Below are 14709 nucleotides of genomic sequence, written 5' to 3'. Positions count from 1 at the left end.
ACTTCCCCTACTCCCCTTGCTCCCTCTGCTTCTCTTCCCAACTTTTGAGCAAATCAGGGCGACGCAGGCGTGTTCTGCTAATTTGTTGTTCATAGCGCCACTGAGCGATCGCAGCATGATTACCAGAAAGCAGGACTTCAGGAACTTTCCAGCCACGAAACACCGCAGGACGAGTATACTGGGGATAGTCCAATAATCCCTCTTCAAAACTTTCTGCCGTTAGGGACTCGACTTTAGCGACAGTTCCTGGTAGTAAACGTACGACACCATTCATTAATGCCATTGCTGGAATTTCTCCACCAGTGAGAATAAAATCGCCCAAAGAGACCTCACGGTCAACTAAATGCAAGACGCGCTCATCTACTCCTTCATAATGACCACAAATCACGATTAACTGGTCATAATTCGTCGCTAACTCTCGTAATAATGGCTGATTCATCGTTTGACCTTGAGGACTCATCAGAATAACCTCTCTTCGATGTAAAATCGGCAGTGACTCTACAGCAGCAAAGATTGGTTCTGGCTTCATCAGCATCCCCACACCACCGCCATAAGGTTCATCATCAACTTTCCGGTGCTTGTCAGTTGTAAAGTCTCGTGGATTAATCAGATGTACTTGGGCAATTTGCTTTGCCAAAGCTTTACCTATCAGCCCGGTGTTGAGAACAGAGGTAAAACAATCAGGAAACAGCGTAACTATATCAAAGCGCACAGTATTTCGTATTGGAGAACACTAGTCTGAAATTGGATTCTTTAAAAATGATGTTATGTCCTAGAGATTTAACATCATCAACCGTATCTAAAAGTACCGGGAGTCATAGATTTTCCGTGTCAACACAAGTTTTTCTAATTACTTAATTTATGTTTAAATATTGTCACATCTACATTTAAATTATTAAACTGAACGTTTGTTAACAACTTCTTGGGATGCATCTAGCCAGCCTCAAAAAAAGCGTGTCAAGACCTGCTTTTCTTCCTCCACTCTTGAGTGTAGCTGGTATCAGCTAGGGAACCTTGATACATAGACTCAGGGAACTGAATAAAGAATCTAGTTGTTTTTCTTCATGAACAAATTGAGAGACTTCAAACCACATCTTCAGGAAAATAGGTGTTCTAATCACCTTCCTACCTTACACCAGTACAGGTGCAGTTCCTTGCGCCCGTACAGATCCACAAGGATAAAACCTTGCGCCCCTACACTGTATTTCATTGAGAGCTTAGGTGAAAAACAAGACATCCAACCAGGAAGGAACAGCAAAGGTACTGCATACTCCTGAAATATTTTGTGCAAAAAGCACCGTCCTCTACTAGAGGGGAAGCATCAAAATAATCAGGCGAAAGCTACCTTGTTTCATTCACCTGAAGTTGTTGACAGGAGAAACACAATGCCGCAATTAAAAGTCAAATCGCTGGAAATGAGGACACCCCAAGCAACTAAAACCGCTGTTCTGGTTATCGGAGGCGCAGAAGACAAAGTACATGGACGCGAAATTTTGCGGACATTTGTTAGTCGATCTGGTGGCAGCAATGCCTACATTACTATTATCCCCTCTGCTTCCCGTGAACCAAGCATCATCGGTGGCAGGTATGTTCGTATTTTTGAAGAAATGGGTGCTAAGAAAGTCGAAATCTTAGACATTCGAGAACGGGATCAGTGTGATGATTCCTACATCCAAGCATCTTTGGAAGGTTGTACAGGAGCTTTTTTAACAGGCGGAGACCAATTACGCCTCTGTGGCGTCTTATCAGATACGCCAGTTATGGATATTATCCGGCAACGGGTTAGATCTGGGCAACTCACCTTAGCAGGTACGAGTGCAGGAGCAGCTGTGATGGGTCATCATATGATTGCAGGAGGAGGTAGCGGTGAATCGCCAAATCGCTCCCTCGTGGATATGGCTACAGGTTTAGGATTGATCCCAGAGGTTGTCGTAGACCAACACTTCCACAATCGTAATCGTATGGTGCGGCTGATGAGCGCGATCGCCGCTCATCCAGATCGCCTGGGGATTGGCATTGATGAAGATACATGTGCCATGTTTGAGCGAGATGGTTGGCTACAAGTCTTAGGCAAAGGTAGTGTTACGATCGTAGATCCAACTGAAGTCACTCACACCAATGAACCACATGTGGGAGCAACTGAACCTTTAAACATCCATAATCTACGGCTGCACATTTTGAGTCATGGCGATCGCTATCACGTGTACCAACGTACTGTATTGCCTGCTGTCTACCGTGTCTCCAGCTGACGGCAAACAGTAGCTGAGGTTACACTAGGTAGCTGAAGTTACATCGGGTTGATCGCTAGATTTTGAGGTTGCAGCAAAAAAACCGAGAATAATACGATGTAAGAAGAAAAAACTGTTTACTATAAACAGTTAAGCGGTCAATTCCAGTAAGAAACTAGAATTTTGGTTCCGAATCTCCATCTACCTATTTCCCATGAGAATCCTCAAGATCCAGACCTTACGCGGCCCCAACTATTGGAGCATTCGACGCCACAAGCTGATTGTCATGCGCCTCGATTTAGAAAACCTTGCCCAGACGCCGACAAACGAAATTCCTGGCTTTCATGAAGGATTAGTTGAGGCTCTACCCAGTCTGGAAGGTCATTTTTGCTCTCCTGGTTGTCGTGGCGGTTTTTTAATGCGGGTGCGTGAAGGCACCATGATGGGTCATGTTGTGGAACACGTAGCCCTAGAATTGCAAGATTTGACTGGAATGCACGTAGGCTTTGGTCGGACCCGAGAAACATCAACATCGGGAGTTTACCAGGTAGTGTTCGAGTATCTGAACGAGGAAGCGGGACGCTACGCTGGCAGAGCAGCAGTGCGGTTATGCCAAAGTATTGTAGACCGGGGTCGTTATCCAAGGGCAGAATTAGAACAAGATTTGCAAGACCTGAAAGACTTGTGGCGTGACGCGGCCTTAGGACCAAGCACAGAAACACTCGTCAAAGAAGCAGAAAAAAGAGGCATTCCCTGGATGCACCTTGGCGCACGCTTTTTGATTCAGCTAGGCTACGGCGTTAATCAAAAGCGGGTACAAGCGACAATGACAGACAACACTGGCATCCTGGGAGTAGAACTCGCCTGCGATAAAGAAGCCACCAAACGCATTCTTGCCAACGCCGGAGTCCCAGTACCAAGAGGTACAGTCATCAACTTCTTGGACGATTTAGAAGAAGCGATTGAACAAGTTGGCGGTTACCCTATTGTCATCAAACCTTTAGATGGCAATCACGGACGCGGTATCTCCATCAACATCACTTCTTGGGAAGAAGCAGAAGCTGCATACGATTCTGCCAGACAGATTTCCCGCTCAATTATTGTAGAGCGGTATTACACTGGACGGGATCACAGAGTACTGGTGGTAGATGGCAAGGTAGTGGCAGTTGCTGAACGTGTGCCAGCTCATGTCGTCGGCAATGGCAGATCTACCATTTTTGAACTCATTGAGGAAACTAACAGAGATCCAAACCGTGGTGAAGGACATGATAACATCCTGACCAAAATTGAACTAGACCGCAGCAGCTACCAACTTCTGGAAAAGCAAGGTTTCACCCTGAATAGCGTGTTACCTGCAAACGAAATTTGCTACCTGCGGGCAACGGCCAACTTAAGTACAGGAGGCATAGCCGTAGACCGTACAGATGAAATTCATCCAGAAAATGTTTGGTTGGCACAACGGATCGTGAAAATTATCGGTCTGGATATTGCAGGAATTGATATTGTCACACAGAATATTAGCCGTCCCTTGCGAGAAGTGGATGGTGTGATTGTAGAAGTTAATGCCGCTCCCGGATTCCGGATGCATGTTGCTCCAAGTGTTGGAATCCCTCGTAACGTCTCAGGAGCAGTACTAGATATGCTGTTCCCGGCTGATAAAATCAGCCATATACCCATTCTTTCCGTAACCGGTACCAACGGCAAAACGACCACCACCCGTCTGCTAGCACATATTTTCAAACAAACGAATAAAGTCATAGGTTATACAACAACAGACGGCACGTACATCGGTGATTACTTAGTAGAAGCTGGAGACAACACAGGTCCCCAAAGTGCCCAACTCATCCTGCAAGATCCAACGGTGGAAGTAGCGGTGCTGGAAACTGCGCGTGGAGGTATCCTCCGGTCTGGACTAGCTTTTGAAAACGCTAACGTGGGCGTGATATTGAACGTAGCCTCTGACCACCTGGGAATCGGCGATATTGATACTATTGAACAGTTGGCGCATCTCAAGAGTGTAGTTGCTGAAGCTGTGTTTCCTGACGGCTACGCAGTCCTCAACGCTGATGATCACAGAGTCGCTGCGATGGCAGAAAAAACAAAAGCCAATATCGCTTACTTCACTATGAATCCAGATTCACAATTGGTGCGACAGCACATTCAAAAGGGTGGAGTCGCAGCAGTTTATGAAAATGGCTATCTGTCAATATTGAAAGGCGATTGGACACATCGAATTGAACGGGCAGAAAACATACCCCTGACGATGGGTGGACGTGCGCCATTTATGATCGCCAATGCTTTAGCCGCTTCTTTGGCAGCATTCGTACAAAATGTCACGATAGAACAAATTCGCGCGGGCTTGAATACCTTTCGTGCTTCGGTGAGTCAAACGCCAGGACGGATGAATTTATTTAATTTGGGGAACTACCACGCTTTGGTAGACTATGCCCATAACCCAGCTAGTTATCAAGCCTTGGGCGCTTTTGTCCGCAATTGGACTTCTGGTCAGCGCATTGGCGTGATTGGCGGACCAGGCGATCGCCGTGACGAAGATTTTATCATGCTTGGCAAACTCGCAGCAGAAATTTTTGACTACATTATTGTCAAAGAAGATGATGATACAAGAGGACGGGTGCGAGGGAACGCTGCTGAGTTGATTGTCAAAGGAATCAAGGAAATCAACCCCAACTGCGAGCATGAAACAATTCTGAATGAAACACAAGCAGTGAATAGAGCCTTGGACACAGCCCCAGATAACAGTCTCGTCGTCATTTTGCCAGAAAGCATTAGCCGGGCGATTGGGTTAATTACAGCCCGTGGAATCGTCAGAGAGGAAATAGCTCAACAAAATACCAACTCGTCTACCATAGATTCTCAAATAGGAGTGGCATCAACTGTCGTCAACACGCTGTTATAGTGCTTAGTCACTTAGAAGAGAGAAGGAAAATACGAGGAAAAAAGCGATATTTCCCTCACTCCTTCCCTCCCTCCATCACTCCCTCTCTCACTCCTGTTGTTGTTTCTTCAGCAACTCACCAATTCAGAATTCTTCCCAAAAAGAACAATTATTTTTCTTCTTGTTTTTCTTCTTGTTTTTCTTCTTCCGGATTAGTATCATCACTGGGATTTTTCAGTTCCTCCTTAAAACCCCGCAGAGTTTTACCCAGTGCGCTACCTAATTCCGGAATTTTTTTTGGTCCAAAAATGAGAACAGCGACCAAAGCAATAACACCTACCTCCGTCCATCCCAATCCAAACATAAGCCTCTACTCCATAAAAGTGACATACTCCCACACTGACTGCAAGCAGTACAGTGTGGGCTTCTCAGCCAATCCAGCTATTGCTTCGGAGACACTGAGCTTTGTTTTAAGTCCACGGAATGCCCTACCGCAGACTAGAATTTCTTACCTTGTACCCTACAAATTTTACTGTCCTGGATGAAATGCTGGAGCCAGTGCTCGACTAGGGTTTCCCGGCTTGTAGACGCCCGGAGGGCGGCTTCCCGGAGGGTAGCATCTGGCGTGCTTATTTGCACTATCGGACAAACCAAACGGTAATTTGCATTAATCAAGATGTGCCGTACTTACTTCTATGCTGTGCAACGGAGTCGCTTACCAATAATCGCAATGCTATCGGACAGAGGCTTATCAGACACCAATACGGGTGAAGCAAACCACTATCAGTATACTCTCTGCTCTGGCAGAATTCCGGAAAGATTGGGAATTCCGCGCTAAACGCGCCGCTAGCCCCTCCAGGGGCGCTGCGCAAACGCTAACAAACAACCCATAATCTAGTTGATCGAGAACAACTTCGATTAGGGTTGCTTTCGTCATTCCCCGCCTTATATCCCGACGCTAAACGGGGTACCGTTATAGCGCGGGGCGAGGGCGCGAAGAAGCTAAAAAACAAATACAACGCCGGACTTGTACTGATATTGAGGGATACTTCCTGCTTCACTGGGTGAGTGGCGCATGAAACCAAATGTTTGTGCTCGTCTGTCATACCCTATGGGTGGTGTCTCCACATTCAAAGCATTATTGATAAACACACGCACTTCAATCGTTGGAAGTATGCATCCCATTACTGGGGACAAGTTTGAGATGTACCTTTGGCGTCAACTTTAGCAAAGTATACCTGAGCGTTGCTTTGCTCGAATTCAAAATTCAAAATCAAGCCAATATTTATTTTTTGTGATTTTTTCTATAATAAATCTTACAATAAATGAATATTTGTATACAGTCAGATGACTTACAAGACAAAACATAGTAAAAAATAAAAAAAATATTAAATTTTTTGTTTTTGAAGTCTACTCATTCTAGGTTGAATGATTTTCACCGTTCTCTTTAATAAGAATCACGCACGCTCGGAGTCGTATTTCCATGCAGCTACTTCCACGACCTCAGCATAATAGCCAACAACGCTTAAAGTTGGAGCCTGAGCAACCGTTGAATTTGACACAGCTTTCTGTATTTGAGAAACCAGATATTGAAAGCGCAAATACCTTACGACCGTGCCAGCAGGACAATCCAGACAAAAAGCTACACCAACGTATTGCCATTTTTATTGATGGCGCAAACTTGTTTTACGCAGCAATGCAGCTCAACATTGAAATTGATTACACCAAACTATTGGGCTATCTAACAAAGGAGCGTCAGCTGCTTAGGGCTTATTTTTATACAGGTGTTGATCACACAAATGAAAAACAGCAAGGTTTTCTGCTTTGGATGAGTCGCAATGGCTATCGTGTGGTGAGTAAAGAACTCATTGCGCTCCCAAATGGTTCTAAAAAAGCAGATTTGGATGTAGAAATTGCCATCGATATGATGACTTTAGCAAGGTACTGCAACACTTTAGTACTATTGAGTGGAGATGGTGACCTTGCTTATGCTGTCGATAACATTACTTACCGAGGAGTTAAAGTGGAAGTTGTTGGTTTGAGTTCTATGACTAGTGAAAGTCTAATTAGAGTTGCTGACTCTTATACTGATCTTGAACAGATCAAACAAGACATTCAAAAAAAGAATCTAGGTTGGGTTGAACGGAGTAAAATCCAACGCAAAGTGTAATAATGAGCTGATTTCCTCAAACAGACACTTTGCAATAGCTCAACTCACCCGCTCGCTTTGGTAAGGTTACTGTAACCTTTGTCCCTTTACTCACCTGACTTTCTAAGGTAATATCACCGCCGTGTAACTCCACACAAACTTTTGCAATAGCAAGTCCTAAACCTGTTCCTGGGATTGTGTCAACGTTACTTGCACGGCTGAAAGCTTGAAACAAGTTTTCTTGCTCTTTTATCGGTATACCAATGCCCTTGTCTTTAATGTAAAAGATAACTTGTGAGTCATCTCCAATCAGGTGAAACTCTATACTGCTTTTATTAGGGGAGAACTTAATCGCATTAGATATTAAGTTTATAAAGATTTGCCGCAGAAGTCCGCCATCACCCCAGAAGCCCTTGTGATTTCCTCTGATTTTATAAATCAATTGATGGCGATCGCTCAAATTTTCTCGCTGTTCTTCTATTAAGTCAGAAAAAAAGTGGCACAAATCGAGTGGTTGGGGCTTAAACTCAGCTTTTTTTAACTCTAATTGGTTAAACACAAGCAAGTCATCAACCAATTTAGCCATGTAGCGGGCTTTCTGTTCAATAATTTGTAGGAACTTCTGTTGTAAGGATTCGTCTAGGCGATCGCTATGTTGCTTGAGGGTGGATGCAGCTGTCAGTATAGAAGCTAACGGCATTCGATACTCACAAGAAACTGTTGTAATGATTTGGGATTTAAATGCGTTAAGTTTCTGTTCCTTCATAAGAGCTGCTTGAGTTTGAGCAAGCAGTTCTGCTTGTTGGCTCATGAAGCGTTGTCTTTCCTTAGTTTTGCTGAGCACACTTTGCAAGTTCGAGTGCGAAATCACGTTGCGAACTGCTAATTGTAGTACATCCGGTTTGAGATGTTGCTTAACCAAGTAATCTTGAACACCCTTTTTCATCGCTTGTACAGCGATCCCCTCATCACCTTGTCCTGTCAGCATAATGACGGGTGTAGGAGTCTCAAACCTTTCCTGCTTAAGCTGATCAAGAATTTCTAGCCCACTCATATCAGGTAGGCAAAAATCGAGTAGAATAACGTCACAGAGTATTTCTTGGCACATAGCAAGCCCGTCCTGTGCAGAATCTGCTTCCAAAATCTGGTAGGACTGGCTGGGATCCTTTAAAAGATATCGCCGATAAATTCTCCGATCCTCTGCACAATCATCAATGATGAGTAGCGTCCTGGTATCTGACATAAAAGGATGAAGGAGATTTCTTGCACTCCTTCATTAAGCTTCTCACATATCATAGGATAATTAATAAATATTTAAGCAATATTATTGACATGATATGTTAACGCGACAGCAACTTCTTTTGTCAAAAGGAGTCAGAAGCGGAGCAGCAGACGCGCAGCCTCCGGTCAGAATATCCCCAATGGAAGCTTCTGTTCGATTAAGCTCAATACTGTTTCAATACTTGGACGTATTGACAAAATGTAGTTGTTTTTAACTTGTCATAAATGGGATGAATCTGGAAGCACCAAATCCAACTCGCCCAACGCCAGATACCTACGAAAGGAAATCCTCCAGCATAACTCTCCAGTCGCACACCCCACATTATGCCTCGTGGCTTTTGACGAATGATTCTTTCTTAGTCATTTATGATTGATACAGCTCATGACAAATGACTCATAACGAATGAATATAAATGCTTTTACTCCAACCCCACCTGAGTGGACAAATACTGCAATTCATGCTCATGAATTTTGCTGTCCTAACTGTCACGCCAGTAGCCTAGAAGCTGTAGAAGTTTGGATCAACCGTCGTTCACCTGTGATGACAGAAAACTATCGTCGCAAATGGCAGGAGTTTTACCAATGTCATTGTGGTTGCGTGTGGTGGGCTTGGAGTAGCGATCGCCCCAAAAAAGCAAGTCTAGAGGACGATCTTCCTCCAACAAATCTTGATAATCAATAGACTTTTCATGCAAAAAAAGCCTGCTGACACAGGCTTTTTTCACATAGCCTTACCTTCAACAAAAGGTAAGCTTTGCCATAAAATTCATCTTAGAAAGTGAAGGTAGTACGCAGTGTACCCACGTAAACGGTGTCGTTTCTGTCATTGTGTTCTGGGTTGAAGATAACCAACACGCCAGGAGTGACAGCAATGTTATCAGTGAGTTGCAATCTGTACAGCGCCTCTAAGTGATATGACGTATCTCTATCTTGACGACGAACACCATTTGTTTGGACAAATTCGTTACCAGTTGCTTTGGGTGGTTGACCAAAGACGAAACCAAGCACGCTACCTTGTCTGCCAAAGTCCTTGAAAGAGACTGTAGCAGCCCAGTACTCGAAGTATGCATTATCACCCTCTCTCGTACCGCTCACAGCTTCTGCCTCACTGTAACCGTACCAACCACCAAGCGTAACTTTAGGTCCAAGTCTCAGACTGGCTTGTACACCGTAATTGTCAGCAGTGAGAGCAGCATCGTTAAAAGGGTTATTTGCATATTGACTACCAGTGGAGTCAAACAGGTTAATCGATCCTACATTGCCTTCACCTCTATTTTGATAGGTGCGAGCGTATGTCAAACCAACGTTGAATGCTTGAGTCGGCTGGAAGGATATCTGACCAACGGCTGCATAGCTACCATCGAAAAGACCTGACCCATCGTTAGGGTTATTGGCTCTAGCAGCTAGGTACGCAGCAGATACAGTGATAGGTCCTTTGGGATTGAGGGTTAGTGTTGCACCACTACCACCATTCCCTTGGCGGTAAATGGGGCTGAAACGACCGTAGCGGGAAATTGCACCTCTACCGGAGCTAGCAAAATCTGGGTTGAAAGTGTTGATGTTTTCGTATAACTCACCACCAAATGCATCAATCTTGACACGCGCAGCGCTGCCTAAATTGAAAGCATAATTGAGTTTGTCGATTTCAATGTCGTTGTTGTTGTTTCCATCAAAGCCCAGACGGGTCATGCTTGTACCCGTGACGTTAGGTCTGGGGTTGGTAGAAGATGTGCTCCCACCATCATTTTGGAAGGTGTTGCGAGCTTGGAGACGAGTTTGCAACTGGTCTGAGCCAAAGAAGCTGGTGTTCAAGTTCAAACGAACCCGATCAGAGAAAACTATGTTGTCTTCTACGTCTGAGTTATTACGTGCAGCACCGGAGGGAACTGCTTTTTCATCTCCAAAAGCGCCAGATACGTTGAAAATTGCTTCCCCAACTAATTTTGTCGTGGTGGAGAATTGATTTGCTTCCAATTCAGCAGTACGAGCTTCTAAGGCATCAACACGACCGCGCAGGGTAGCCAATTCAGCAGAAAATTCTTCTTGTAAGCGCTGTAAGGTCGTCAGGTCTTCTTTTCTTACCAAGTCGGCGGTGGCTGTTGCAATCAGTTCATTCACCCGATCCAAACAAGCATTCAAACCAGCCGCGAACTCATAACGAGTCAAAGCGCGGTTACCACGATAGGTTCCATTTGGATAACCAGCGATACAACCGTAGCGCTCCACCAGAGACTGTAATGCTTGGAATGCCCAATCTGTTGGTTGTACGTCAGAAAACTGGGAAACAGATGTTACTTGACCAATGCTGTCAGATTGTGCTGTCAATTGAGAGACGGAAGTCATTTGTTCGTTGACTTCTCCGGCTACAGCACTATTTGCGGCGAAAAATGTTGCAGCTACAACAACTGGGCTTAACTTTAGAAAGTTTTTAGATAGTTTTTTCATGATTTATGTCTCGCTCACACCTACCGACTTAATCATGGTACAATTCCCTAAAAATACACGGTTTTGTTGGGAACTCACTAATGATTCTCTGTCAGAATTGTACCAGATGTAAGTGGTGATTAACACAGGTTAATCACCACTCTTTTTTTACTCTTTGTATATGTCAATAGCCCTGCGGGCATGCAAAGTCTATAGATAGGCTACGCTGGTTTCCTGGTTGTGGAAAACCGCCTGCAAGGCTGAACTGAATGCAAACTATTTACATTCTTTCTCTGACGAACGCAAAATCACGCGACGTTTGTGACGCAGCAAAGTTCCTTCTTCTTCAAACTGCTGAAGCAAGCGAGTTACAGTCACCCGTGTTGTATTTAACACTTCTGCCATCTCTTGATGAGTGACATTGAGGTCGATGAGCTTTCCTTGCTCGACATCACGACCAAATTTTCCACTTAGCCAACCAAGAAACTGCCATAAACGCAAGGAAATGGGTTTACGGTGTATAATACTGAGTAGCTCTTCTGCTTGTTGGATGTGGGAAAACAAAGCATGAACGTCCTGACTCCACAAATGAGGTGGGATGGCGCTGACTTCTACACTCGTTAAGCATTCAATTTGGTATGGCTTGACATTGGATAAAGGATAGCCAATCAAATCCCCAGCTCCCCAATAACCCAAAGTGATAAACGTTCCGTCTTCACTCCAGGTTAAAGTCCGAACTGCTCCACGCTCAATCCGCCACAGTACGTCATTGCGCGCCGGAATGATTTCACGGCGTGTAAAAAGTCGTTGTGGCAGTTGCCCACTAGGAGAAGAATTATTAGACTGCAGAGGATTTTGAGAATGATTTGTAGAATTCATCATGGGATTTTATAAGGTAAAACGAGTCAAGGGATAGATTGGAAAGTGATTAGAGCCATCACGAAGATGTGGGGTCGAACGTTGCCTCGTCACAAAGTTGGTTCAGGCTATCATATCCGTGCTCCTTGGTATCAAGCTCAATCAAAAGATAGATTTGGTAAGCTTGGGAGACTCTGGTCACTTAAGACTGTAACCTAGTTGACTATAATAGAAAGAATTGGTGAAAAATTAACAAGTAAAATCTTAGTGATAGCTGTAAGCACTTAGTTTGGTAGTGCGTTGAATAGTTGTGCTGATTAATTTGTCATAAAAAGCAAAAGCAATACGATGGGGTTGAAATCAGGCTTTGTCATTTTTGTCTGACATAAAATCATTTTGATGTATTGTTGATTCTTTGTGTTGTCTTTGTTTCTAAAGATTTATGGAGAAATGCTATGAAGAGCAGACTTACGTGTATCAAAAAATCATTTTCGCTCTGGACAAAATAAAAACTCGCAGCAGAACATCCTAGCTTGTCCTGAATTCTTTGTCAAGTTGCCGGAGATTTCCAGACAGCAACAACCGCTGGTTTCGGTGAATCATCAGGTTTTTTGCTTGGCCAATTAGAACCAACTGGAATTTGACGAGATTGTAAGAATTCTTCACCTGTTGTTGTGGTGATCAGAAATTCTCTAGTCTCGGATGCTTGGTTTTTACGAATGCCGTTAGTTTCTCCAGGGTGTTGTATGGAAAGAAACATTGTTTGCTGGTCTGGAGCAAAGCAAGGTCCTGTGGTTTCGCATTCCATCGGTCCGATGCCAAACAAAAAAGCTTTAAGAGCATCGTCGCCGTTTGTGGGAATGTACCATAAGGCGTTGTTACCAAACAAGCCGGATAGGCTAGCAGGTTTTCCCTTGTCATTTGTGCGACTTTTTACAGCTTGATTCATTTTGCTGGTGGACATATCTGTTACCATCCAGATATTACCGTTGTTATCCAAGAGTAAATTGTCTGGATTTGCAAAACCCAAACCACCAACAGATGGCTCACCACCAGTCGCTACCATTTGCCATTGGAAGCTATTTGCTGTAGGCTCGTTCGCATCTTCAACCAGACGCATCACCCAGCCATACTCATAGGGAGTTTCGTTTTTAGGACCTTTAAAAACTCGTATATCTGGACCACCTTCATCATCAGGAGAACCAGAGGTGAAACTAATATACAAATTTCCATTCGGAGCGATTTCTGTATCTTCAGGACGAGCTGTGCAAGTTCCACCAGCAGCATTAGCTGCATAATGAGCGTCTATAAGAATAGCACCTTGTTGTTCTTCTGGATTACCAATATAAAGGTCACCCAGTTTTTTAAATTTTTGCTTGTACTGAGTTATCTGCTCGTCTTTGGTGATTTCAAAATCACCACCTTCGACACGCGCTGGCAACGGCTGAAAAGCTTGTCCTCCTTTATCTTGAGCTTTTGTTGGACCTTTTGGTAAGCGAATGACGTTTCCTGCAATTGTGCTAGGAAGATCTGGATTGATAGGTGTGTCAGCTTTCAAGGGAATCCAACGACCTGTCCCATCAGGGTTAAATTTTGCAACGTACAGCATTCCTTGAGAAAGTAAGCGGGAATTCGCTTTATCTTTGGGATCGTTGACAATATCACGGCTGACAAATTTGTAGATGTGTCCGCCTCGGCGATCGCACCCAGAATAAAAAGCCAGTGGTTTTCCTGCTTCTGTTCGCACACCTACCGCTTCATGGTGATAGCGTCCCAACCAAGTATGTTTTGTTCCGTAGTCGTTAGGATTAGCTGGATCAACTTCCACAATCCAACCATATTTATTCCCTGCTAATCCAAACACATTACCTTGTCCGAAAAGTTCTTCGTCACCTAAAGCAAATGGTTGCTTGCTGGGGTCAAAGGATGTGCCATCAGCATAAACTGGTTCTGGGACTTGTGCTTGAAAGTTTTCTTCCGCGCTGAGGACTGTACCCCAAGGCGTGGTTCCACCAGCACAGTTACCATAAGAACCAATAATGCGATCGCCTAACTTATCTACATATCCTAATCCTTGCTGCTTGCGAAAAACCACAACTGCCGGTCCAGTTGCTTTCAGATAGCGCCCATCTTCCAAACCAGAGATACCACTAATTCGTCTATCTGCTTTAGAATTAGTACGTTCCCACTTTCCATCAGCTGTTTTGCGAATGGACATCACACCCAAGCCCTGGTCTAAGAGTGCTTCTTTGCAAATTTCTCGTATTTTCGCCTTGATTGGATTTGAGTCTGGCAATGAGAAAGCATTAATCTCATTCTTTCCTGACTTGTTTTCTTTGAGTGCTGCTTTTACCTCATCAAACGGCAGTGATTTCCCGATCACTTGTTCGTAAGTTTGCATCCAAGGTATGGCACTAATATATTCAAAGTTGACTGACAAATATCCTTCATTCTCGCCTGTTGGAATCAAAGAAAGATAATCATTGTTGTAACCAAAACGAGAATCACCTAATTTATCACCCCATGCAGCAATGACTTGGTATTGATATCCTTGTGGCAGAACCAAATCATCCTGAACTTCATAACTACTGTATTGTTCTTTTTGCTGTTCTGGTCGAAAACCAGCTGTTTCTAGGGGAATTGGACCTTTAATTGGTTGAAATGCAAATGCTGCTTTGACTTCTGGCGTGGTAGGTTGCACTGCGACTTTTTTGTCGCATCCTGCCAAAGAGTAAAGTACTACTGTACTTGCACTGCTTCCAAGCAACAGCAGGAAGTCCCGACGTGTGATACTCATTTATTTTATTAATTACACTTGAGCTATCTATCAGACAGCATCGCTTTTACATTATCATTGCCTAATCTAAACTTAT

10 protein-coding genes are annotated in these 14709 nt (G+C 44.0%); 4 read left to right on the top strand and 6 right to left on the bottom strand.

Features of this window, described 5'->3' with window-relative positions; genetic code table 11:
* Positions 1-7 precede the first annotated feature (7 nt).
* Positions 8-712: a tRNA (guanosine(37)-N1)-methyltransferase TrmD gene (gene trmD, locus DP117_RS09160; protein WP_169217999.1), complete on the bottom strand. Its 705-nt coding sequence runs from the start codon at positions 710-712 to the stop codon at positions 8-10.
* 673 nt (positions 713-1385) lie between these two features.
* Between trmD and DP117_RS09155 the strand changes: the two genes are divergently transcribed.
* Together DP117_RS09155 and cphA are read left to right on the top strand one after the other, a co-directional pair.
* Positions 1386-2249: a cyanophycinase gene (locus DP117_RS09155; RefSeq protein ID WP_169217998.1), complete on the top strand. Its 864-nt coding sequence runs from the start codon at positions 1386-1388 to the stop codon at positions 2247-2249.
* Between the two features lie 193 nt (positions 2250-2442).
* Positions 2443-5145 carry a cyanophycin synthetase gene (gene cphA, locus DP117_RS09150; protein ID WP_169217997.1) on the top strand — a complete coding sequence of 901 codons (2703 nt, stop codon included), beginning with the start codon at positions 2443-2445 and terminating at the stop codon, positions 5143-5145.
* A 148-nt stretch (positions 5146-5293) separates the two neighbouring features.
* On the opposite strand, the gene DP117_RS09145 is transcribed toward cphA, so the two are convergent.
* Complete coding sequence (locus DP117_RS09145; protein WP_169217996.1) at positions 5294-5488, bottom strand: twin-arginine translocase TatA/TatE family subunit; 195 nt, start codon at positions 5486-5488, stop codon at positions 5294-5296.
* Between the two features lie 1119 nt (positions 5489-6607).
* On the opposite strand from DP117_RS09145, the gene DP117_RS09140 reads away from it, so the two are divergent.
* Positions 6608-7294, top strand: a complete 687-nt coding sequence (locus DP117_RS09140; protein ID WP_169217995.1) for an NYN domain-containing protein — start codon at positions 6608-6610, stop codon at positions 7292-7294.
* Between the two features lie 16 nt (positions 7295-7310).
* On the opposite strand, the gene DP117_RS09135 is transcribed toward DP117_RS09140, so the two are convergent.
* Positions 7311-8516 carry a hybrid sensor histidine kinase/response regulator gene (locus DP117_RS09135; protein ID WP_169217994.1) on the bottom strand — a complete coding sequence of 402 codons (1206 nt, stop codon included), beginning with the start codon at positions 8514-8516 and terminating at the stop codon, positions 7311-7313.
* Positions 8517-8957: 441 nt separating this feature from the next.
* On the opposite strand from DP117_RS09135, the gene DP117_RS09130 reads away from it, so the two are divergent.
* Complete coding sequence (locus tag DP117_RS09130) at positions 8958-9236, top strand: hypothetical protein (protein ID WP_169217993.1); 279 nt, start codon at positions 8958-8960, stop codon at positions 9234-9236.
* A gap of 89 nt (positions 9237-9325) precedes the next feature.
* On the opposite strand, the gene DP117_RS09125 is transcribed toward DP117_RS09130, so the two are convergent.
* The 3 genes from DP117_RS09125 to DP117_RS09115 form a co-directional block, all read right to left on the bottom strand.
* Positions 9326-10999: an iron uptake porin gene (locus tag DP117_RS09125; protein ID WP_169217992.1), complete on the bottom strand. Its 1674-nt coding sequence runs from the start codon at positions 10997-10999 to the stop codon at positions 9326-9328.
* Between the two features lie 255 nt (positions 11000-11254).
* Entirely contained in the window at positions 11255-11860 is a 606-nt protein-coding gene (locus DP117_RS09120) for a Crp/Fnr family transcriptional regulator (protein WP_169217991.1), read from the bottom strand.
* A gap of 526 nt (positions 11861-12386) precedes the next feature.
* Positions 12387-14633, bottom strand: a complete 2247-nt coding sequence (locus tag DP117_RS09115; protein ID WP_169217990.1) for an alkaline phosphatase PhoX — start codon at positions 14631-14633, stop codon at positions 12387-12389.
* Positions 14634-14709 lie beyond the last annotated feature (76 nt).

It is taken from the genome of Brasilonema sp. UFV-L1, assembly GCF_012912105.1.
Classification (GTDB): Bacteria; Cyanobacteriota; Cyanobacteriia; order Cyanobacteriales; family Nostocaceae; genus Brasilonema.
This window is presented reverse-complemented; position numbering and strand designations above follow the sequence as displayed.